22 protein-coding genes are annotated in these 21,416 nt (G+C 66.6%); 6 read left to right on the forward strand and 16 right to left on the reverse strand.

Translation table 11 applies throughout. The features are described 5' to 3' along the window. Positions 1 to 24 precede the first annotated feature (24 nt). The 5 genes from THIX_RS20285 to purE all read right to left on the reverse strand — a co-directional run bounded on the left by THIX_RS20285 (position 25) and on the right by purE (position 5,389). On the reverse strand, positions 25 to 765 hold the full coding sequence (locus THIX_RS20285; RefSeq protein ID WP_112487668.1) for an OmpW family protein: 741 nt from the start codon (positions 763 to 765) through the stop codon (positions 25 to 27). A 22-nt stretch (positions 766 to 787) separates the two neighbouring features. Continuing rightward, entirely contained in the window at positions 788 to 2,110 is a 1,323-nt protein-coding gene (locus tag THIX_RS20290; protein ID WP_112487669.1) for an SGNH/GDSL hydrolase family protein, read from the reverse strand. A gap of 382 nt (positions 2,111 to 2,492) precedes the next feature. Further along, positions 2,493 to 3,602 carry an L-threonylcarbamoyladenylate synthase gene (locus tag THIX_RS20295; protein ID WP_112487670.1) on the reverse strand — a complete coding sequence of 370 codons (1,110 nt, stop codon included), beginning with the start codon at positions 3,600 to 3,602 and terminating at the stop codon, positions 2,493 to 2,495. Beyond that, positions 3,602 to 4,777 (reverse strand): 5-(carboxyamino)imidazole ribonucleotide synthase, encoded by a 1,176-nt coding sequence (locus THIX_RS20300; RefSeq protein ID WP_112487671.1) that lies wholly within the window; start codon positions 4,775 to 4,777, stop codon positions 3,602 to 3,604. The genes THIX_RS20295 and THIX_RS20300 overlap by 1 nt, the downstream gene beginning before the upstream one ends. Positions 4,778 to 4,906: 129 nt before the next feature. After that, entirely contained in the window at positions 4,907 to 5,389 is a 483-nt protein-coding gene (purE, locus tag THIX_RS20305; RefSeq protein WP_112487672.1) for a 5-(carboxyamino)imidazole ribonucleotide mutase, read from the reverse strand. A 190-nt stretch (positions 5,390 to 5,579) separates the two neighbouring features. On the opposite strand from purE, the gene trxA reads away from it, so the two are divergent. Further along, positions 5,580 to 6,467, forward strand: coding sequence for a thioredoxin (trxA, locus tag THIX_RS20310; RefSeq protein ID WP_112487673.1), 888 nt, complete (start codon positions 5,580 to 5,582; stop codon positions 6,465 to 6,467). A gap of 82 nt (positions 6,468 to 6,549) precedes the next feature. On the opposite strand, the gene THIX_RS20315 is transcribed toward trxA, so the two are convergent. Next, a complete protein-coding gene (locus THIX_RS20315) occupies positions 6,550 to 7,440 on the reverse strand; it encodes a phosphoribosylaminoimidazolesuccinocarboxamide synthase (RefSeq protein WP_112487674.1) in 891 nt (296 codons plus the stop codon). Positions 7,441 to 7,530: 90 nt separating this feature from the next. Continuing rightward, positions 7,531 to 7,884 (reverse strand): cupin domain-containing protein, encoded by a 354-nt coding sequence (locus THIX_RS24425; RefSeq protein WP_233224654.1) that lies wholly within the window; start codon positions 7,882 to 7,884, stop codon positions 7,531 to 7,533. 418 nt (positions 7,885 to 8,302) lie between these two features. On the opposite strand from THIX_RS24425, the gene THIX_RS20325 reads away from it, so the two are divergent. After that, positions 8,303 to 9,280: a sulfurtransferase gene (locus THIX_RS20325; RefSeq protein ID WP_112487675.1), complete on the forward strand. Its 978-nt coding sequence runs from the start codon at positions 8,303 to 8,305 to the stop codon at positions 9,278 to 9,280. Between the two features lie 114 nt (positions 9,281 to 9,394). On the opposite strand, the gene THIX_RS20330 is transcribed toward THIX_RS20325, so the two are convergent. Continuing rightward, entirely contained in the window at positions 9,395 to 9,613 is a 219-nt protein-coding gene (locus tag THIX_RS20330) for a DUF2970 domain-containing protein (RefSeq protein WP_233224655.1), read from the reverse strand. Positions 9,614 to 9,650: 37 nt separating this feature from the next. Beyond that, complete coding sequence (locus THIX_RS20335; RefSeq protein WP_112488509.1) at positions 9,651 to 10,778, reverse strand: 3-deoxy-7-phosphoheptulonate synthase; 1,128 nt, start codon at positions 10,776 to 10,778, stop codon at positions 9,651 to 9,653. Positions 10,779 to 11,218: 440 nt separating this feature from the next. Between THIX_RS20335 and THIX_RS20340 the strand changes: the two genes are divergently transcribed. Further along, a complete protein-coding gene (locus THIX_RS20340; protein ID WP_371413023.1) occupies positions 11,219 to 12,022 on the forward strand; it encodes a PPK2 family polyphosphate kinase in 804 nt (267 codons plus the stop codon). A gap of 177 nt (positions 12,023 to 12,199) precedes the next feature. Here THIX_RS20340 and tldD read toward each other — a convergent pair whose 3' ends face one another. From tldD to tsaB, 6 genes are all read right to left on the reverse strand, one after another. Next, on the reverse strand, positions 12,200 to 13,666 hold the full coding sequence (tldD, locus tag THIX_RS20345; protein WP_112487677.1) for a metalloprotease TldD: 1,467 nt from the start codon (positions 13,664 to 13,666) through the stop codon (positions 12,200 to 12,202). Between the two features lie 153 nt (positions 13,667 to 13,819). Further along, positions 13,820 to 14,326, reverse strand: a complete 507-nt coding sequence (moaC, locus tag THIX_RS20350) for a cyclic pyranopterin monophosphate synthase MoaC (protein WP_112487678.1) — start codon at positions 14,324 to 14,326, stop codon at positions 13,820 to 13,822. 13 nt (positions 14,327 to 14,339) lie between these two features. After that, positions 14,340 to 15,257, reverse strand: coding sequence for an orotidine-5'-phosphate decarboxylase (pyrF, locus tag THIX_RS20355; protein ID WP_112488511.1), 918 nt, complete (start codon positions 15,255 to 15,257; stop codon positions 14,340 to 14,342). A 26-nt stretch (positions 15,258 to 15,283) separates the two neighbouring features. Beyond that, positions 15,284 to 16,249, reverse strand: coding sequence for a uracil-DNA glycosylase (locus THIX_RS20360; RefSeq protein WP_233224657.1), 966 nt, complete (start codon positions 16,247 to 16,249; stop codon positions 15,284 to 15,286). A 10-nt stretch (positions 16,250 to 16,259) separates the two neighbouring features. Further along, positions 16,260 to 16,778 (reverse strand): ribosomal protein S18-alanine N-acetyltransferase, encoded by a 519-nt coding sequence (gene rimI / locus THIX_RS20365; RefSeq protein WP_112487679.1) that lies wholly within the window; start codon positions 16,776 to 16,778, stop codon positions 16,260 to 16,262. A gap of 842 nt (positions 16,779 to 17,620) precedes the next feature. Beyond that, complete coding sequence (tsaB, locus tag THIX_RS20370) at positions 17,621 to 18,385, reverse strand: tRNA (adenosine(37)-N6)-threonylcarbamoyltransferase complex dimerization subunit type 1 TsaB (RefSeq protein ID WP_199195339.1); 765 nt, start codon at positions 18,383 to 18,385, stop codon at positions 17,621 to 17,623. Between the two features lie 162 nt (positions 18,386 to 18,547). Between tsaB and THIX_RS23625 the strand changes: the two genes are divergently transcribed. Further along, positions 18,548 to 18,712 (forward strand): hypothetical protein, encoded by a 165-nt coding sequence (locus THIX_RS23625; protein WP_158540968.1) that lies wholly within the window; start codon positions 18,548 to 18,550, stop codon positions 18,710 to 18,712. Positions 18,713 to 18,775: 63 nt separating this feature from the next. Here the strand turns inward: THIX_RS23625 and THIX_RS20380 are convergent, their stop codons facing one another. Next, positions 18,776 to 19,021, reverse strand: a complete 246-nt coding sequence (locus THIX_RS20380) for a hypothetical protein (protein ID WP_146748645.1) — start codon at positions 19,019 to 19,021, stop codon at positions 18,776 to 18,778. A 327-nt stretch (positions 19,022 to 19,348) separates the two neighbouring features. Between THIX_RS20380 and dacB the strand changes: the two genes are divergently transcribed. After that, a complete protein-coding gene (dacB, locus tag THIX_RS20385; protein WP_233224658.1) occupies positions 19,349 to 20,848 on the forward strand; it encodes a D-alanyl-D-alanine carboxypeptidase/D-alanyl-D-alanine-endopeptidase in 1,500 nt (499 codons plus the stop codon). A 22-nt stretch (positions 20,849 to 20,870) separates the two neighbouring features. Then, positions 20,871 to 21,140, forward strand: coding sequence for a SemiSWEET transporter (locus tag THIX_RS20390; protein ID WP_112487682.1), 270 nt, complete (start codon positions 20,871 to 20,873; stop codon positions 21,138 to 21,140). Positions 21,141 to 21,416: the final 276 nt, after the last annotated feature.

The raw sequence follows: 21,416 nt of genomic DNA on the forward strand, positions 1-21,416 counted from the left end.
TGAACAGGCACCTGCACAACTGACTCAGAAGCTGTAGCCCACTGCCACGGTGTAGACGATGGGATGGAAGTTGATGTGCGTCTTGGCCTGCGAGGTGATGAGACTGGGATTGATCGGCGAATAGGACGTGGACGTCAGATCGCTCTGCACATCGGCGACGGCCACTGTTCCGACCACCGACCAGCGCGGGTCGATGTGATAGATCAGCCCGACATGCGCTGCTGCGCCCCAGGAGTCCGACAGACTGATCTGGGTGGGGCCGAGATGGTCGGTGAGCGAACTGAGCGCCTTGGTGTTGGTGAAGCGCGTGTAGTTGATGCCCAGACCGACGAAGGGATCCCACTTCGATTGCTTGCCGAGGATGTGGTAGTTGATGAAGGCCGTGGGCGAGATGACGTCGACATCGGTGATGCCCACTCCGGGTTTGACGCCGACCTTGGCCCAGTTGGCGCCCATGGCGTCGGTTCGCACCCGGGGCGGATAGCCCAGCACCAACTCGAAGCTCCAGGGCCCCGGCAGGTCGCGGACAAAGGTCAAGCCGAGCGTCGTGGCATTGCCAACGTTCAGGTTCAAGCCGGGCGGCGTGTTGTAGCCGCTCAAGTCCGCCGAGCTGGAATGATTTTGCAGATAGGCCAGGCCGACGAACACGGTATTGGGCGTGGCCGAATCCGCATGGGCGCTGGGTGCGGCAAAAACCGCGGCCAGCGTCAGAGCGGCCGCAACCGGAGCCAGCGACCAGGATGATTGACGCAGAAAAGTTGTCATGTGAGATCTCCTTGTCGTGTGGTCATTGCGCCCAGCCGAAACCCTTCATCGCCTGCAAAGTTGCGTTGGCGATGACCTGATAACCGGCGGGTGTGGGGTGAACCGAATCGGCGAATAGCCAAGTACTCAGATTGGCGCTGGTGGCGCCGGCGGCAGTGAAGGGTGTGTTCACGTTGCACAACAGGGAACTGGTGGTCGCCGGATTGCACCAGGGCGTGGTGGTGTTGGTGAAGCCAAACTGGGAAGGATCGGCCATTTCCTGATTCAGCAAGGCGAAGCCATCGAGCATCTTCACCGGCTGGCCCTGCAAGTCATTCGTCAAGCGCTGGTTGAACACCTGCACGAGGTTGGACAACAAATAGCAGGGCTGGGTTGGGTCCTGGTTGTTGCACACATAGCCGGCGGGGGGAGCGGCGGGTGGTGATGCGCCGGTGTAAGGCAGGCCGCGGCCGAATGGTGTGACGGAGGAATCGGGCAAGGTGTAGACCAAGACGTACTGCCCGCCCTTGGCGATGATGTTTTGCACCACGCCAGCCAGTTGATCGGCTGCCGCACCCACGGTGGCTTGTGCCACCGCCACAGCTTGCGAAGTCGCCTGCTGCTGCACTGTGGCGATCTGGGCCGGTGTCAGCGGAGTACCGGCCTGCGCCGCCTGGGTCGCGGCTTGCGTCACAGCCTGGGTCACCTGCGTGCTCACATTGCCCAGCGCGGTGAAAATGTCGTTGTTGCCGGCAAGCACGGTAATGAGTTGGCCACTGGTGAACGTACTGAACTGGGTGAGATAGTTCTGCACCTGCTGGGTCACGGGAATGGTGAGCGCGCCGGTGCTATGGCCGATGCCATTCGGGTTGCTGACCATGGAGCCGCCCTGGGCGAAATTGGTACACGACCCTTGGACCGAAAATGCGCAAAATGGCGGCGTAGCGCCGGGCGATGTCGGGCCCTGCAAAGTGAGATAGACCGGGCCTTGCGCCGTACCGTAGCCGATGAGATTCGGGGTCAAACCAAGGCCCATGCTCTTGGCCAAGACATTGGTCCAGTTTCCAGTGGCAGCGCCATTGATCGTGAACTGACCGCCTGCTGGATACGGCAGCCCCGTAAACGACACTTGAGCCCCGTAGGTACTGACTGCCGCAAGGGTATATGCCCCATCGTCAGACAAGCTGTCGCCAAACGCCACGACGGCCTTGAACCCACCCGCAGGCGCCGCTGTCGGAGCCTTGCTCGACGCGTTGACGCTGCTGACGGTCGATAAGGTCGGGGCGCTGGAGCTGCCGCCTCCACCGCAACCTGCAAGAGCCAATGCGCTGGCCAATGCCAGCGCAGTCCAAATGGGATAACGCATGCCGATGTCTCCAGAATGTTGTGGTCAATCGGCTGCAGCTCAAGTTCCGCCTGCAGCCCTGTCACGGTAAAAGCACGACCGTTCGTTTAGATTAAGCGAAGTGGCGAAGGGTGGCAAGTGAGAAAACCCCGGGTTGCGAAAATCCGCCAGTTGTGTAACAAATTGGCACAAGCGTGGAAATCTGCTGGCTTGCGCCCCTGGGCGAGATATTGGGCCGGCCCAATGCTTCACGGCCATGGATGAGCAAGTTGGCTGGTAAGGAAACAGACGGCCAGCCGCGGGGCGATGGCGACGGCTGCGCATCGACTGAGGCGTCGCTCGCCTGCTGGGCCGGATGGAGCGTGCGCGATGCTGAAAAACGCCGTTGCGTCGCGCGAAATCCTCAGCGCTTGTCGGCTGCGGCCCGTTGCAGGCGGTCGCGCACCGCGTCCCAACCGGCATCGGCAGGCAGTGTCTGCGCCCAGATGGCCTTGAGCCCGGCGGCGTCCAGTTCCCGCAGTGCCGCGTAAAGCGCCTGGGCGTAAGCCTGGGCATCGGCCGGCATGGCCAGCCAGCGTGATTGGGGATTGGCGCCCGGTGCGCTCCGCGGCGCCAGCACCCCAATGCGCTGCGCACTCGGCCAGGCGGTGTCGAGCGCATCGGCTTGCAACAAGCGCAAGGGGGTGGCCGGGGCGTAGTGCGAAGCCAGGGCGCCGGGCACGCGCGGGGCCTCCGGCGCTGCGTCCGTTGCGTGCATAGCCATACCCGGCGCCATCCCCGCGCGCTGGGGTTGCAGTCGGGCGTCGAGGTGCGGGTCGGGCAACGCCAACAGGCTTTGCTCTGTGCAGCCCAGCACGGCCGCGATGGCCTGCGCCTCCACGCCGCCAGGCCGCAGGATGCGTGGCAAGCCGTCCATGGCTTGCAGGCGCGTGCAGTCGACGATGGTGCTTTCGATGCCCACGGCACAGGGGCCGCCGTCGAGCACCAGGGCCACGGCCGCGCCCAATTCGGCACGCACATGGGCCGCGGTCGTGGGGCTGATGCGGCCGAAACGGTTGGCCGAAGGCGCGGCCAAGCCACCCTGCCCGCCCTGGAACAAAGCCAGCACGGCCTGAGCCACGGGGTGGTCGGGGCAGCGCAGGGCAATGGTGTCTTGGCCGCCGGCGCAGGCCTCGGCGACGCCTGCGCGGCGCGGCAGGACCAGCGTCAGCGGGCCGGGCCAGAAGGCGGCGATGAGATTGCGCGCCGCATCGGGCAGTTCGGCCGCCCAGCGCAAGGGGTCGGCGTCGCGGTGCAGGTGGACGATGACCGGATGATTCGCCGGTCGGCCCTTGGCGGCGTAGATCTTCGCCACGGCCTGCGGGTTGGCGGCGTCTGCGGCCAGGCCGTACACCGTCTCGGTGGGCAGGCCGACGAGTTCTCCGGCTTCGAGCAAGCGTGCGGCCTGGACGATCTCGCGGGAATGAACGGTGGCCTCCGTGACCCGCCGTGGCCCACGGCCTTCGGCTTGCATCAGAAGGGCTCCAGCCCGAGCACGCTGCAAGCCTGCAGTGCGGCCTGGGCGGCTTGTGCCGTTGTGGCTGCGGTGAAGGTGAGGTGGCCCATCTTGCGTGCGCGGCGCGGCTCGCGTTTGCCATAGAGATGCAGGTGCGCGCCGGGCAGGGCCAGCACACCGGCCCAGTCGGGCTCGCGCTGCTGGCCGGAGGGGTCGAACCAAACATCGCCCAGCAAGTTGAGCATGACGGCGGGGCTGTGCTGGCGCGGCGCGACCAATGGGGCGCCGACGAGGGCGCGCACTTGCAGGTCGAATTGCGAGACGTCGCAAGAGTCCAGCGTGTGATGGCCGGAGTTGTGCGGGCGCGGCGCCATTTCGTTGGCCACCAGGCTGCCGTCGTCGAGCACGAAAAATTCCACGCACAACACGCCCACGTAGTCCAGCCCCCGGGCGATGGCCTGGGCGGCCTGCACCGCGCGCTGCGCCAGGGCGGGTTCCAAGGCGGAAGGCGGCGCGAAGCTGGCGAACAGAATGCCGTCGCGGTGCAGGTTCTGCTGCGGCGGCAGGTGGACGATCTGGCCATCCCGCCCACGGGCCAGGATGACGGACAGCTCCTGGCGCAGGTCGAGCTTGCGCTCCAGCACGCAAGTCACGCCGCCGAGGGCACGCCAGGCGGCAGGCAAATCGGCAGCGCTGGCCACCGTCATCTGGCCCTTGCCGTCATAGCCCAGGCGCGCGGTTTTCAAAATGCCGGGCAGCAGCGATTCGATGTGCGCGGTGCGCGCATCGGCCTCGCTGGCGATGACCGCATGCGGCGCGCAGGCCACGCCCAGGCGCGTGAACAGAGCCTTCTCGGCGCTGCGGTCCTGGCACACGGCCACGGCAGGCGCGTGCGGCGCGAGTTGCACATGCGCGTCCAGCCAGTCGAGCGTCGCGGCCGGAACGTTCTCGAACTCGATGGTCACGGCCGCCGTGATGCGCGCGAGTTGGTGCAAGGCGTCGGCATCGTCGTATGACGCGCGGACATGGTTCGGCGTGACCTGGGCGGCCGGCGCGTGCGCGTCGGGTTCCAGCACCGCCACGGTGTAACCAGCGGCTTGCGCCGCCTGCGCGAACATGCGTCCGAGCTGGCCACCGCCGAGCACGCCCAGGGTCGCGCCGGGGGCGATGAAGTCTGTGGGATGGGCTGTCATGCGGGCATCAGCGCAAAAATGGTGTGAGAAAAGCTGGCGCGTACGCTCTGGCAAAGCGCACGCGGGGCTTGGCGCGGAACAACGCCGAACAAGCCAACGAGACCGCCGGCACAGCAGGCGCTGGCGCCATCAAAGCCCGACACGCATGGCCTCGGCCTGTGCGGTTTGCCCGGCGCGAAAGGCGTCGAGCCGGGCCTGCAGCGCCGCGTCGTGCGCCGCCAGCATGGCCAGCGCGAACAGCGCGGCATTGGCCGCCCCGGCCTCGCCGATGGCGAAGGTTGCCACCGGAATGCCCTTGGGCATCTGCACGATGGACAGGAGCGAGTCTTCACCGCGCAAATACTTGCTGGGCACGGGCACGCCCAGCACCGGCACGGTGGTCTTGGCCGCCAGCATGCCGGGCAAATGGGCCGCGCCGCCGGCGCCGGCGATGATGGCCGCCAGGCCGCGGCCGCGTGCGGCCTCGGCGTAGGCGAACAAGGCGTCGGGCATGCGGTGGGCCGAGACCACGCGGGCCTCGTGCGCCACGTCGAAGCGTGCCAGCATCTCGGCCGCATGCCGCATCACGTCCCAGTCGGAACTCGAACCCATCACCACACCGATCAAGGCCATGCCGTTTTCTTTCGTGTTGCTTGTTGATGCGGAGCTGTTCCGGCTTGCTCCGAAATCCGCCCATTTTACGGGGGCCGGTATGCTTGCGGCTGACGCTCAGGCCCGCCCTGCAAGCCCCCACGCCCTGCCCTGCGGTGCGCCCTGGAAATCGGCCGTGGCGCCCCCATCTATGCGTTTTGGAGAACTCATCATGATCGACGCAAACCTAGCCAATTTCGAAACCGAGGTGGTCGAAACCTCGAAGACCATGCCCGTTCTGGTGGACCTGTGGGCGCCGTGGTGCGGCCCTTGCCGCAGCCTGGGTCCGGTGCTGGAAAAGCTGGAAACCAGTTACGGCGGCCGCTTCAAACTGGTGAAGGTCAACACCGAGGAAGAGCAGGAACTCGCCAAGGCTTTCGGCGTGCGCAGCATTCCGATGGTGGTGCTGATGAAGGACGGCCAGCCGGTGGACGGCTTTGTCGGCGCTCTGCCCGAAGGGCAGATTCGTGAGTTCCTCGACAAGCATGTGCCTGCCTCCACGGACCAGGATGACGCTCACGAGGCGCCGGATGCCATGGCAGACGCCGCGCCCGTCTCCGAGTTGGAGCAACTGCAACAAGCGCTGGCCACCAACCCCGCGAACGATGCGGCGCGCGGCGAGTATGTCAAGCTGCTGCTGCAGGAGGGCCGCCTGGACGACGCGCGCCGCGCCTTCGAGCCGCTGGCCGGCAAGGTGGCCCTCGACCGCCTGGCGAGTGCGCTGAAGCACTGGCTGGACGCCATCGACGCCGCGGCAGCGGCTGCCGACATCGCCACGCTGCAAGCGGCAATCGCCACGAACAAGCGCGACTTCGCCGCCCGCTTCGCCCTGGCCCAACACCACATGGCGGGGCAGCGCTGGACCGAGGCGATGGACGAACTGCTCGACATCCTGATGCGCGACAAGAGCTGGAACGAGGATGCCGCACGCAAGGCTTATGTCGCCATCCTCGAACTGATCGCGCCGCCGGTGGTCAAGCCCGCGGAAGGCCAGGCGCCCGCCACCGACCCCACGGTGGAAAGCTACCGCCGCCGCCTGAGCATGGTGGTCTTGAGCTGAGGCGCGAGCCAGAAACCCGAAAGCCGAGGGCCCGCTGCGTGCGGGTCCTCGGCTTTCGGAACATGGTGCCTGAACCGACGGCTCAAGCCGGCCCGGTGATGCGCTCCAGCGCCTCGCGGTATTTGGCCGCGGTGCCGTCCAGCACCTCGGACGGCAGGGTGGGCGGGGGCGGCTGCTTGGTCCAGCCGGGCACGGTTTCCAGCCAGTCGCGCAGGAATTGCTTGTCGAAGCTCGGCGGCGAGATGCCCTCGCGCCACTGGTCGGCTGGCCAGAAGCGGGAGGAGTCGGGCGTGAGCGCTTCGTCCATCCACACCAGGCGGCCCTGCTTGTCCAGGCCGAACTCGAACTTGGTGTCGGCCAAAATGATGCCGCGCGCCTTGGCGTGGGCCGCCGCGCGGCTGTAAATCTCCAGGCTGACGTCGCGCACCTGGCCGGCGAGTTCCACACCGATGAGTCGCACCATCTGGCCGAAGGCGATGTTCTCGTCGTGTTCGCCGAGCGCGGCCTTGGTGGCGGGCGTGAAAATGGGGTGCGGCAAGCGGGCTGCCTGCTGCAGGCCATCGGGCAAATCCACCCCGCAAACCTTGCCGCTGGCCTGGTAGTCCTTCCAACCCGAGCCGGCCAGGTAACCACGTACCACGGCCTCGACCGGCAGTGGCTTGAGACGCCTGACGACCAGGCCGCGCCCCCGCACCTGCTCACGCTCGTGCTCGGCCACCACGCTTTCGGGGTCGATGCCGGTGAGATGGTTGGGCACCACATCTTCCAGCAGTTCGAACCAGAAGCAGGAAATGCGCGTGAGCATTTCCCCTTTGCCCGGAATGCCCTGGTCCATCACCACGTCGAAGGCCGAGATGCGGTCGCTTGCCACCATCAGCATGAGGTCGTCGCCCACGGCGTAGTTGTCGCGCACCTTGCCACGCGAGAGCAAGGGCAGAGAAGTGATGGAGGTCGTGAGCAGGGCGTGAGTCATGCGGCTGGGGGGCAGGCTTGGGAACGCCCGGAATTGTAGGCGTCGCCAGCGGCCGCTTGAGGCTTGCGGCGCACGTCATGCGGCACCCCATCACGCGGTGACGGCCGTCGCGGGCAGATGCCCGACCTTCACCAGGATGGTGCAGCCTTCGCGGCTGAAGGGCTGATGCTGGCTCAGGTGCGGGCTGCGCAACCAGGAGCCGGCGGGATAGTGGCCATGCTCGTCGGGGAACATGCCGCTCAGGACCAAGAACTCTTCGCCCATGGGATGAGCGTGCGTGGCAAACGATGCGCCCGGCACATAGCGCACCGCGCGGCCGCTTTCGCGCTGCTCGCGCTCCAGCGGCTTGCGCCAGACGCCAGCAGCCGGTGAAGGCGTCCACGGCATTGCCGCGGTCAGAGCGCTGGCCTGATGTGCGAAGTTCAACTTCAGCGTCGCGTTCATGCAGAGGAATGTAAAAGGGGGGATGCGTACCTTGCGGCCCTAGGGTTATGCCGCTCCGCATAAACACCGAGGCCAGGTGAAACGCTTGGACACAGTCGATACAAGGTGGCTACATTTACTCGGTACAGTATCTACTAGATTGCAGGACAGCCATGAATCGCTCTCCTCGTTGACATGGTCAGGCGCGACAACTGCCCAGCAGCTTCTTGTCGTGCCGCCCCGAATCCAGTGGTGGCCGGCCGCAGTTCACACCCCGATGAGCGGCGGGGCAAGCCAGGCGCCATGAACCGCTTCACGTGGCCTGCCGAGGCGAAGCGCCGCGGGAAAAAGAGGTCGGCAAGGATGCTAGACACGAGCCGACGCATGAATCTGCAAATTTGGATGCAGTCTGATCGATTTAAACCGAGGAGGAGTTGACATGAAAATGAAATATCTGATGAGCGCCACCGTTCTGGGTCTGGGCATGGCCGCCGCACAAGGCGCCATGGCCATGGATGTGCCCGGTCCGCTGGTGACACCGCAATGGCTCAAGGCGCATCTGAACGATGTGACGGTGGTGGACATTCGTGGTGGCGGCAGTCTCAAGTCGTTCGACGAACAGCCCGTGATGGCCAACCACATGGTCAAGAAATCCGGCGGCCACATTGCTGGCGCCGTGCTGGTGAACTTCAACGACATCCGTGAAACCCGCACGGTGGACGGCGTCAAGCTCAAGGCCATGATGCCCACCGCCGAGTACTTCACCAAGGTGATGGACGACGCCGGCGTGAACAGCGGCAAGCCCTTCGTCATCGTGCCCACCGGCAATGCCGTGTTCGCGATGGACCGTGGCACCCGCCTGTACTTCCAAATGCGCTATTTCGGCGTGCCGCACGGCCAGATCGCCATCCTCAACGGCGGCACCAACGCCTGGCTGAACGCCGGCCTCCCGGTGAGCACCAAGCCTGCCCCGACCGCCAAGGGCGACTGGAAAGCAATGGGTGAAGACAAAGCGCTACTGGCCACGACGGCAGAAGTCAAGGAAGGCCTGAGGAGCGGCGCCGAGCAGTACATCGACGCCCGCCCGACCGCGCAATTCCTCGGCATCGCCAAGAAGCCGATCAACAAGACCGCCGGCCACCTCCCTGGTGCCAAGTCCTTCCCGATCGATGCCATCGTGAAGGATGATCATGGCGCCACCATGTTCCTGAGCGCCGCCGACTACAAGAAAATTTTCCACGACACCAACATCAGCGACAACGCGCCCACCACCACCTACTGCAACACCGGGCACCTGGCTTCGGGCGCCTGGTTCGTGGTGCACGAAATCATGGGCAACAAGAACTCGAAGCTCTACGCGGGCTCGATGAACGAGTGGACCAATCTGGGCAACCCCACGGTCGGCCTGCCGGGCTGAAGATCTGCACAAGACGGGCCTCGGGTCCGTCGACCTCAGCTTTCCGAGTGAAGATCTTCACCCCGCCTCGTGCGGGGTTTTTTACGGGCTGCGCTGGGACAATTTCGCGGTGATTCAGGCAGCGATGCGATTCACCAGCACGATCAGCAGGGTGACGATGACCACCGCGACGATGACGCCGGCCACCACCACATGCTGCAGCTTCAGCGCGGCGAAGTCGCGCTCCCGGTCCTGCCGCCGTCGCAAACCCAACATCGCAGTGGCCACCGCGCCCAGCGCCCGCAAGGTGCCGCGCCGGAAGGATGCCGCTGGCTTTGGGGCCTTGGGTTCCATCGCGCCGACTTGAACACGCATTCGCACTGAAGTGCGCTTACTTGTGCTTGCGCCGGGCCTTGACGCCAGCGGCCAAGGTGCTCATGAGTTGCACCGATTCGTCCCACGGCAGGCAACCGTCGGTGATGCTCTGGCCGTAGGTCAGGCTGCTGGCCTCGTCCTTGCCGGGAGTGAATTTCTGGGCCCCGCCGACCAGATGGCTTTCGGCCATGACGCCGAAAACGCAGCGCTCGCCAGCCGCAAGTTGCGCGGCGATGTTCTGCGCCACATCAAGCTGGCGCTCGGGTTTCTTGTCGCTGTTGGCGTGCGAGCAATCGATCATCAAACGGCATTCCACCTTCGCCGCCTCCAGTTGCTCGCAGGCTTCGCGCACGCTGGCGGCGTCGTAGTTCGGCGTCTTGCCGCCCCGCAGGATGACGTGGGTGTCCTTGTTGCCGCGGGTTTGAACGATGGCCACCTGGCCGCTCTTGTGCACCGAGAGAAACGAATGCGGCCGGCGTGCAGCCTGAATGGCATCGATGGCGATGCGCAGATTGCCGTCGGTGCCGTTCTTGAAACCGATGGGCGCCGACAGCCCCGAGGCCAGTTCGCGGTGCACCTGGCTTTCGGTGGTGCGTGCGCCAATGGCGCCCCAGGAGATGAGGTCGCCGATGTATTGCGGCGAGATCACGTCGAGAAATTCGCTGCCGGCCGGCACGCCCATGCGGTTGATGTCGATGAGCAGTTCTCGCGCCATGCGCAAGCCTTCGTCGATGCGGAAACTCTGGTCCAGGTAGGGGTCGTTGATCAGCCCCTTCCAGCCCACCGTGGTGCGCGGCTTCTCGAAATACACCCGCATGACGATTTCGAGCTCACCCGCATGGCGGCGGCGCTCATGCGCCAGGCGTTCGGCGTATTCGCGCGCGGCCCTGGGGTCGTGGATGGAGCAGGGGCCGATGATGAGCAGCAAGCGGTCATCGTCGCCCTGCACGATGCGATGCACCGCCTTGCGCGTGTCCTGAATCAGCCGCTCGACCGGCGTGCCGGCAATCGGGAAAAAGCGGATGAGATGTTCGGGCGGTGGCAGCGGCATGACATCCTTGATGCGTTCATCGTCGGTGGCTGAGGTCTTCTCGGACGGAGCGGCGCGCCACTCGGGCATCGGGGCTGTCGACTTCGGGGGCATGGAGCTTTCTCCTGGCTGAGTGGAATGCTTGGGCTGCTGCGTCTGCTGCAGGATGGGGGAATTGGAGCGGTCGTCGAACATGGCTGGGTTCCTTGCCGGCCCGGCGAAAAAAAACCGCCGGGTTGAGCCGGCGGTTTTTGGGGGATTTGATCGATTCAGGCTGAACGCTGCCCTCTCCCTCCGCCGGCACGGTGCGAGAACCAGAAATAAAAGTAAAAACCGGAATTGAACATGGCAGGTCGGAGCAATCAGTGCATTGAGTGTAGCCGCGTTCGCGCCGTGGCTGCAAGCCGGGGCTTGGCTGAATTGCAACGCGGGCGCGGCGGCATCCTCTGGCAGATGCAAAGCAATGCGCCCCACAGCGCCACCGTGGCGCACCTACCATTCATGCACAACGGCAGGAAAGAACCAGGATGAGCCAACTCAAAGAGATGAAAGAGATGAAAGATCTCGGCTTTGCCGCGGGTGATGCGCCCAAACTGGACAAGCGCGACACCGCCATCGACCTGCCGGAATACAGCGGCAAGAACGGCGTCGAGGCAGAACTCGCGCAGCTGCGCAACCACATTGGCGAACTGCAAGACCGCATGTTCACCCGCAAGGACCGCGCGCTGCTGGTGGTGCTTCAAGGCATGGACTCGGCCGGCAAGGACAGCACGACCAAGGCCGTGTTCACGGGCGTCAACCCGCTGGGCATGCGCGCGGCGTCATTCAGTTTTCCCACGCCGCTCGAACAGCGGCACGACTATCTCTGGCGGGTGCACGCGCAGGTGCCGCCGCGTGGCTGCATCGGCGTGTTCAACCGCAGCCATTACGAAGACCCGGTGATCAATCTGGTGCACGAGCAAATCGACGCCACCGAATTCGATCGGCGCCTGGCGCAGATTGCCGACTTCGAGCGCATGCTGGCGGAGAACGGCACGACCATCGTCAAGTGCTTCCTGCACATCGGCCACGAGGAACAACGCGAACGCCTGCAGGAACGCATCGACAACCCGGCCAAGCACTGGAAGTTCGACCCTTCCGACCTCTCCGAGCGCAAATTGTGGCGCCGTTACCAGGACGCCTACGAGGCCGCTTTGCGACGCAGCAACGCCCGGCATGCCCCCTGGTTCATCGTCCCGGCAGACCGCAAACCCATCCGCAACCTGCTGGTGGCGCGGCTGGTGGTGCAAGCGCTCGAGGCCATGGACATCCGCGAACCCGACCCGAAACCGGAACTCAAGGGCTTGAAGGTGGTGTGAACCCTGGCGCACGCCGGCCTGGTTCACACATCCACGGACGCGGTCACAAGCAAACGCCAGACTGTCCCCAAGTTTCCTTGCCCCTCGGGGGGAGTCCGCTTGCGGACTTCTGGGGGCCCACAGCCAGTCGCAGGTCCTGCCATGCCCGCACGGGCGCGGCGCCTTGGCAGCGGCGTCTCAGCCCGTGCCGCCCACCGTCATGCCGTCGATACGCAGTGTGGGTTGGCCAACGCCGACGGGCACGCTCTGGCCTTCCTTGCCGCAGGTGCCGACGCCGGGGTCGAGGCGCAGGTCGGAGCCGATGAGACTGACGCGGCTGAGCGCGTCGGGGCCGTTGCCGATCAGCGTCGCCCCCTTCACCGGGTATTGCAGCTTGCCGTTTTCCACCCACCAGGCTTCGTTGGCGGAGAACACGAACTTGCCGCTGGTGATGTCGACCTGGCCGCCGCCAAAGTTCACCGCGTACAGGCCACGGTCGAGGCTGGCCACAATCTCCTCGGGAGATTTGTCGCCGGCCAGCATATAGGTGTTGGTCATGCGCGGCATCGGCACATGCGCGTAGCTCTCGCGCCGCGCATTGCCGGTGGGCTGGCGCTTCATCAGGCGGGCGTTGAGGCTGTCTTGCATGTAGTTCACCAGCACGCCGTCTTCGATCAACACGGTGCGCTGGGTCGGGTTGCCTTCGTCGTCCATGTTCAGCGAGCCGCGGCGGTTGTCCAGGGTGCCGTCGTCCAGCACCGTCACGCCCCTGGCCGCCACTTGCTTGCCGAGCTGGCCGGCGAAGGCGCTGGAACCCTTGCGGTTGAAGTCGCCTTCCAGCCCGTGGCCGATGGCCTCGTGCAACAAGATGCCGGGCCAGCCGCTGCCCAGCACCACGCTCATCTCGCCCGCCGGGGCCGGGCGCGATTCGAGGTTGAGCAGGGCCTGGCGCACGGCTTCGTCGACATGCTCCTGCACCTTGGCTTCGGTGAATTCGCTGAGCGGAAAACGTCCGCCGCCCCCAGCCGAGCCGGTTTCGCGCCGGCCATTCTGCTCGGCGATGACCGAGAGGTTGAAACGCACCAGCGGGCGCACGTCGGCGGCCAGCATGCCGTCGGAGCGCAGCACCATGACCACATCGTACTCGCCGGCCAGACTGGCCATGACCTGCGCCACGCGCGGGTCCTTGGCGCGAGCCATGGCGTCGGCGCGCTGCAGCAGCGCCACCTTGGCGGCGGAATCGAGCGCCGCCAGCGGGTCGACGGCGCCGTACAGCGACTGCCCACCTGTCGCCGGACGCGCCGCGCCGCCGAGCTTGACGCGGCCGCGACCCTGGCGGGCGATGGCGCGCACGGTGCCTGCGGCTTCCATCAATCGCGCTTCGGAAATATCGTCGGAATAGGCGAAGGCGGTCTTGTCGCCCTCCACGGCGCGAATGCCGAAGCCCTGTTCGATGCCGAAGCTGCCGCTCTTGACCAGCCCCTCTTCCAGGCTCCAGCCCTCCGAGCGGGTGTACTGCAGATAGATGTCGGCGTAGTCGAGCTTGTGCTCGAAAGCGCGCGCCAGCGTGCGCTGCAGGGTGGATTCGTCGATGCCGTATGGCGCCAGCAACAGGCGGCGGGCTTCGTCCAGGCGCAACAAGGTGGGGTCGGTCAAGGTGTTCATGCTCCCGATTGTAGAAAGCGGCGCATGCCCCCGGGGTGCATATGGGCAGCGGGGAGCGCACCGGCCGCCCTACACCGCCCTGCCATACCCTGACCTGCCGCGGAATGCAGCCATGCGCGGCCGCCGAGGTGCAAGCCGCGCACGGCGCCGGCGTCAACCCCGCGCGGCGTCAGCCTGCCAATGCCCGCTCTTGCCGCCAAGCTTTTCCAGCAGACGCACATCGGTCATCACCATGCCACGGTCGGCCGCCTTGCACATGTCGTAAATGGTGAGCAAGCCGATCTGCACGGCGGTCAGGGCTTCCATCTCCACCCCGGTGCGGCCCTGGGTTTCGGCGCGGGCGGTGCAGTGCACGGCGCTGGCAGCGGCGTCCACCTCGAACTCCACGGTGACGCGCGTGAGGGCGATGGGATGGCACAGCGGAATGAGGTCGGCGGTGCGTTTGGACGCCATGATGGCGGCGATGCGCGCGACGCCGAGCACGTCGCCCTTTTTCGCGCTGCCGGACTGAATCAGCGCCAGCGTGGCCGGCTGCATGCGGATGGTGCCGCGGGCCACGGCGACGCGCGCGGTCTCAAGCTTGGCGCCGACGTCCACCATTTGGGCCTGGCCGGTGGCGTCGAAATGGGTGAGGGGCGAAGAGCCGGGGCTGGATGACATGGCGTTTGGCGGCTCAGGCCGCCATCGCTGCAGCGATGGCGGCGCGCAATTGGACGGCTTCGGCACGCGCTGCCGTGGCGAAGTCAGGGCCGCTGCTGGCGTAGAGCACACTGCGCGAAGCGTTGATCAGGAAGCGGTGGCGCGCGGCGCGCACCGTGGCGAGCAGATCTCCACCCTGCGCGCCAATGCCGGGAATGAGCAGCGGCGCGTCAGGCGCGATGGCGCGGATGCGGGCGATGTCGTCGGGCCGGGTGGCGCCGGTGACGAGGCCGATCTGACCGTTGCGGTTCCACGACCCGGTGGCCAGGCGTGCAACGCGCTCGAAAACCCGCTCCAAATGCCCCCAGGAATCGGCTTCGCCGCTTCCGCCCCCCGACGGGGCCAAGGAAACTTGGGGCGCCCCGGCATTTCCTTGGGTCGCCAGATGCGGATGCAGACCCTCGGCCGCGAGTTGCAGTGCCTGCAAATCTTCGCCTCCGGGGTTGGAGGTGCGGCAGAGCACGAACAGGCCGCGCTCCGGGTAGTGGTCGATATAGGGGTCGAGCGAGTCCGCGCCCATGAAGGGCGAGACGGTGAGCGCGTCGGCGCCGTAGCGCTCAAAAGCTTCGCGGGCGTAATGCCGTGCGGTGGAGCCGATGTCGCCGCGCTTGGCGTCGAGGATCACCGGCACGCCAGGGGCGTTGCGGTGGATGTGATTGATGAGTTTTTCAAGCTGCGTCTCGGCCCCGACCGCCGCGAAATGCGCGATCTGCGGCTTGTAGGCACAGACCAGGTCGGCCGTGGCGTCGACGATGGCGGCGCAGAAATCGAACAGCCGCGTGGTGTCGTGGGTCCACGGCGCGGGCAGGCGCTCGGGCTCCGGGTCCAGGCCCACGCACAGGCTGCTGGTGTTGCGCTGGCTGGCGGTTTGCCACTGGTCGATGAAGGTCATGCGCGGCATTCTAGGAAGCTGCCATGTCAAGCCGCCGCGCCGCCCGTTTGCAAAGCCAGCGCGAGCTGGTCCTGCGCGAAACACAGGTCGGCCCAGGCCTTGGCCTTGTCCAGCGGGGTGCGCAGCAAATAAGCGGGGTGGTAGCTCACCACCACGGGTATGCCCTGGTGGTGAAACAGCCGCTGGCGCAGGCGGCCGATGGGCTCGGCGCTGCCGGTGAGCTGCTGCGCGGCGAAGCGGCCCAGCGCCAGCAGCAGGCGTGGGCGCACGAGCGTGATCTGGCGCTCCAGAATGGGCTCGCATTGCGCGATTTCATCCGCCTCCGGATTGCGGTTTCCCGGCGGCCGACACTTGATGATGTTGGCGATGAACACGGTACGCGCCGGGTCGTCGCCGCTGCGCGCCAGGCCCACCGCGCGCAGCATGTTGTCGAGCAGCTTGCCGGCGGCGCCGACGAAGGGCTCGCCCTGGCGGTCCTCCTCGGCCCCGGGCGCCTCGCCCACCACCATCACCTGAGCCCGGGCGTGGCCCACGCCGAACACGGTCTGGTGGCGCAGCCCGCCGAGCTTGCAGGCGCGGCAGTCACGGGTGAAGGCGGCAAGCGCGGCCTGGTCGAGCGTGGCGATCTGCTGCAGGCGGGCCGGCGACGCCAGAGGCGCACGGACCGGCGCCTCTGGTGGCCGCATTGCGACGGTAGGGGCTGACGCGCCGGATGGCGGCGCGGCGCGCTCCGCATGCTCCGCGCCATGCGCTCGTCCGCCGGTCTTCTCCTGCGCCGACGGATGCGGCGTTGCCTGCTCGGTGCGCTGCGCGGCGGGGGTGACTGGCCTGGCTTGCAGTTGTTGCGAACCTCCTGGGCGCTCACCCGGCAGCCGGGGCAGCAGCGCCGCGACCTCGGCCTCGCTCAGCAGGCTGCGGCGGACGAAGGCTGCGGGCAAGCCCAGGGCTTGCAACGCGGCGCGCCGATTCGGATCGAGCAGAGGATGGGTCACGGCGCGCCCCTCATGCCAGGTCACGGCGACGGCGCAGCACGTCCACCTGGGCCGACATCACCAGCGCGTCTTCCTTGCACGGCTGGCCGTAGACGTCGAGCGCGGGGTAATAGTTGCGGCGCTTGGCCACGGCATGGAAACCGTAGCGCTCATACAGGCGAATGGCGCGGTGATTGCTCGGGCGCACCTCCAGCCATAGCAAGAGCGCACCCTGCATGGCCGCGGCCACCAACACCGCGTCGAGCAGGTGCCGGCCCAGCCCCAAGCCGTGCAGCGCGGGATCCACGGTGAGATTGAGCAGGTGCATTTCCTCCACCCCCGGCATGGCGACGAAATAGCCCAGCACCACGCCATCCGGCCGCGCCAGAACCTGCACCACATAGCGCGGGTTGAGCGAGTCGGCAAAGTTGCCGCGGCTCCAGGGGAACTCGTAAGCGCGCCGCTCGATGGACATGACCGCGTGCAAGTCCGTTTCGGTCATGGCGCGCAGTTCAGCCTCAGGCTGCGGCGCGTTGAACTGGGCACTCATGGTTGAGTCCCCTCGACGCTGCGCGTCGTCCCTCCGGGAGGGCATTCACCCTTGAGACGGCTCTGCGGGCTCATGGATGGGCTCCCTCGACGCTGCGCGTCGTCCCTCCGGGAGGGCATTCGCCCTTGAGACGGCTCTGCGGGCTCATGGATGGGCTCCCTCGACGCTGCGCGTCGTCCCTCCGGGAGGGCATTCGCCCTTGAGACGGCTCTGCGGGCTCATGGATGGGCTCCCTCGACGCTGCGCGTCGTCCCTCCGGGAGGGCATTCGCCCTTGAGACGGCTCTGCGGGCTCATGGATGGGCTCCCTCGACGCTGCGCGTCGTCCCTCCGGGAGGGCATTCGCCCTTGAGACGGCTCTGCGGGCTCATGGATGGGCTCCCTCGACGCTGCGCGTCGTCCCTCCGGGAGGGCATTCGCCCTTGAGACGGCTCTGCGGGCTCATGGATGGGCTCCCTCGACGCTGCGCGTCGTCCCTCCGGGAGGGCATTCGCCCTTGAGACGGCTCTGCGGGCTCATGGATGGGCTCCCTCGACGCTGCGCGTCGTCCCTCCGGGAGGGCATTCGCCCTTGAGACGGCTCTGCGGGCTCATGGATGGGCTCCCTCGACGCTGCGCGTCGTCCCTCCGGGAGGGCATTCGCCCTTGAGACGGCTCTGCGGGCTCATGGATGGGCTCCCTCGACGCTGCGCGTCGTCCCTCCGGGAGGGCATTCGCCCTTGAGACGGCTCTGCGGGCTCATGGCAATCTCTCGTTTTGACGGCCGCCCAAGCAGCGCGGGCGAACGCCACAACCCGGGCAGACCCGCAAATATTGCCGCGCATGATCGTTTGCCGGCAATGCTTCATGCCGCCTCGACCCGGCGGGCGCGCTCGCGTTCTTCCGTGGTCAGCGCCACCTTGTTGCGCACATAAATGGGCAGGGCCTGCGCGGCGGCGACGCTCTCCCCACGCACATGCGCGGCGCGCGCCAGCCGGGCGACCGCGGCGGCTGTGGGCGCCACGGTCTGGGCCGCACCCAGCTGTTTCTGCCAGGCCGCCGGCAGAGCCGCAGCCAGCGCCGCGCCATGTTCGGCCCAGGCATGGCCCAGCAGTTGCAAGCCCGCTGGCGGCACTTCGCCCAAGGCTTGCACCCAGGCCAGCGCAGCGGCTTGCGGCGATGCGACTTGCGCCGGGGCGGCCAGGCGCAAGCCGCCGTCTGCACCCTGCTGCGCCAGCGCCCAATACAGTTCGCCCATGCGGGCATCGTTCGCCACCAAAAGGGTGGGCGCCTGCGCGGCCGAGCCTTCGGCCGATGCCGCCACGGCGAGCAGGGTGTGAACGGGTACGACCGGAATGTCCAGCCCGAACGCCAGGCCTTGCGCGGCGGCGCAGGCGGCGCGCAAGCCGGTGAAGGCCCCGGGGCCGGCGCCAAAACCAATCAGCCCGATGTCGCGCAACCGGATGCCGGCCTCGGCCAGCAATTCCTGCACCAGCGGCAAGAGACGCTGCGAGGCGCGCGCGCCGCCGGGCTCGGTGCTGGCGAGCACTGCGCCGTCGCCCAGTTGAAGCGCGACCGACAGCCACTCGGTGCTGGAGTCGAAAGCGAGCACATGCAGGGCTGAAGACATGCGGGGGATGAATCGGGCAGGAATGTGGGCGGCGGTTGGACGAAAGCGGTGCAGGCTTGGCGCCCGTTCGCGTGTTGCCACGCGCCTAGCCCCCGCCTGCAGCCAAGTTTAGTCGTCGGCCAGAACCTGTTCACCACCACCGGCCAACACCTGCCCAAAGGCTTGCTGCTGCCTGCCGATACGATGATGCTGATTCTGGCGTTGATTCGGTGGCAAGCCGCAAGTCGAATGGTGCGGAGCATGGAAGGCGCCGGCCGCCTCCTGCTGGGGGCCGACCTGGCCGCTTCGAAGCCCTCGCAACATTTCAGAATTCAAAATCGAGCATGACTTCGCCGCACAAGGCCACCAGTGGCCTTGTGCGGCGAAGTCATGGTTTCAAAGTGGGATCAGTTAGCCGCCGTGCATGCACTGCTCGACGAAGGTCTTGGCTTGGTTGCCGCCAAGGCCCTGGGCCTTGGCCTCCTGCTCACATGTGGCTTTTGAGGGTGCCCCCCCAGCCTGGCCCTGCGCAGCCGAACCCGCTGGCGGCGCTCCAGCGGTCTGGGCATGCGCGGGCACGGCTCCCAGGGAAGCCAGAAGTGCGGCGGCGGCAAGTGTTTGAATCCATTGACTTCGAATGAGTGTGGCTGATTGCATTGGAATGTCCTTGATGAGTGAACGATGTTGCGCAGGATTGAACTGACGCATGGAGCGACTGAGCAATCGCGATGCCAGCACCTGTTTTTTTCTTCAGAATCAAAGCTTTAATCGCTGACCATGGATCAAAAACCGGGGTGTCCGGGCGAAAACCGGGGATCCGACGCCAAAAATGTCCCGCTGAGACGACATGTTTTCCATCATTCGGATAAACCGCTGATTTTTTGACTCATTTTTGTCCCGAACTCACGACAACCTCATTTCCGCACCGTCATTGCCGCGCTGGGGCTGTTCGCCACCCCGCCAACCGCTGGCCGCGTTGCTGGCATGGTTGTCGCGCACCAACGACGCATTTCCCCCGACCTGCTGCTGCCGCCGATGAATCGAACCCGCCGTCTTTTGTGCTCCAGCCTGGCCATGGCCGCCGTTCCTGTGGGGCTCGCGCCCCGTGCCCAGGCACGGGTGCTCACGCGGGAGCGGCTGCCCGCGGCAGTTGCCCAGGCTCTGGCCCAGGCCCGCATTCCCGCCTCGGCCTGCAGCTTCATCGTGCAGCCGCTGGGGCATGCCGAGCCCCGGCTCGCTTTCAACACGACGCAGCCGATGAACCCGGCTTCGCTGATGAAGCTGGTGCCCACCTATGTCGCGCTCAACCTGCTGGGGCCCGCCTACCGCTGGAAGACGCCGGTGTACACCATGGGGCCGTTGCAAGGCGGCGTGCTCTCGGGCGACCTGGCCTTTGTCGGCAGCGGCGACCCGCATCTGATGGCCGACAACCTGTGGAGCCTGGCACAGCGCCTGCGCGACCTGGGGCTGCGCCGCATCGACGGCAATGTGCTGATCGACCGCAGCGCTTTCGACCTGCCACCGCACGACCGCGCCGCCTTCGACGGCGACACCCTGGCGCCTTACAACGTCGGCCCCAACGCCTTCCTGCTGAACTTCGGAGCCATGCGCCTGAGCTTCCAACCCGAGCCGCAGCGCGGCCAGGTGGGCATTGCGGTGGAGCCGCCGCTGGCCGGCTTTCATGTGGCGCAGCGCCCGCGGCTCGATGGCGTGGCCTGCGGCGCGTGGAAAGACCGCCTGCGCGCCAACTTCGAGCAGCCGCTGGCCCCCGCCTTCACAGGGCAGTATTCGCCGCAATGCGGGGAGCAGACCTGGAACATTGCCGCGCTCATGCCGGCCGACGCTTTCGTCCAGGGCATCCTCGCCGCCTTGTTCGCGCAGGTGGGCATTGCCTGGAACGGGCAGGTGGTGTCGGGCCGGCTGCCGCCGACCGCCGCCCTGCTCACGGCCTGGGAGTCCGAGCCGCTGGCGGTGATCGTGCGCGACATCAACAAGTACAGCAACAACGTCATGGCGCAGCAGGTGTTCCTCACGCTGGCGCTGCAAACCTATGGGCCGCCAGCCGACTTCGCCAAGGCCGCGCAAGCCGCCAATCAGTGGCTGGATGCGCATCAGCTCGCCATGCCCGGCCTGGTCCTGGACAACGGTTGCGGGCTGTCGCGCATCGCCCGCATTTCCGCCGACGACATCAACCGCCTGCTGCGCGCCGCCTGGGCTTCCGCGGTGATGCCGGAGTTCATCGCCTCGCTGCCGCTGGCGGGCGAGGACGGCACGCTCAAGCGTCGCTACGACGGCCGCCCCGAAGCCGGCCTGATCCACGCCAAGACCGGCAGCCTGCGCAATGTGTTGAGCTTGGCCGGCTACGTGCAATCGCCGACCACCGGCCGTCGCTCCACCGTGGTGGCGCTGATCAACGACCCGCGCGCGGCCGGCGGCTGGGGTACGATCGAAGCGCTGCTGGACGAAGCTCTGCGCAGCGCCTGAGTCCGGTTCCGTCAGCCTCATCATGCAAATATCCGACTGGTCGGGCTTTACTGCCGCAGCCTTGACCACAGCCTCCTTCGTCCCGCAGGTCTGGCTGACCCTGCGCACGCGCGACGTTTCCGGCATTTCAATCGGCATGTATGCGGCGTTCACGACTGGTGTGTTCCTCTGGCTGATCTACGGCATCGCCGAAGGTTCCTGGCCACTCATCGCAGCCAATGCCATCACCTTGAGTCTTGCCTCCTGTGTGCTGCTGCTGCGCCTACGCTACGGGCACATCCCGCGCGAGTAGTCGTCGATGAGGCCGGAGTTCCTCGCCTGGGCGCCGCTCGCAGGTGAGGACGGCGAGTTCGAGGCGCTGCTGAACGAAGCCTTGCGCAACGCCTGAGCAGTCAAGCCGATCCCAAAGCCGCCCCCCCCGAACCGGCCCCGCCGCGATGCCAGCCCATGAGCTGCCGCGCATGCATGAGCCCGGATGGGACTGAAGGCTGCGTGCCTCCACCACCGCTTGTTGCGACGCAGCAGTCTCAACGCCCCCTCAGGCCGCGCGACGGGCAGATGCTCACGG

The sequence above is a fragment of the Thiomonas sp. X19 genome (genome assembly GCF_900089495.1).
Classification (GTDB): Bacteria; Pseudomonadota; Gammaproteobacteria; order Burkholderiales; family Burkholderiaceae_C; genus Thiomonas_A.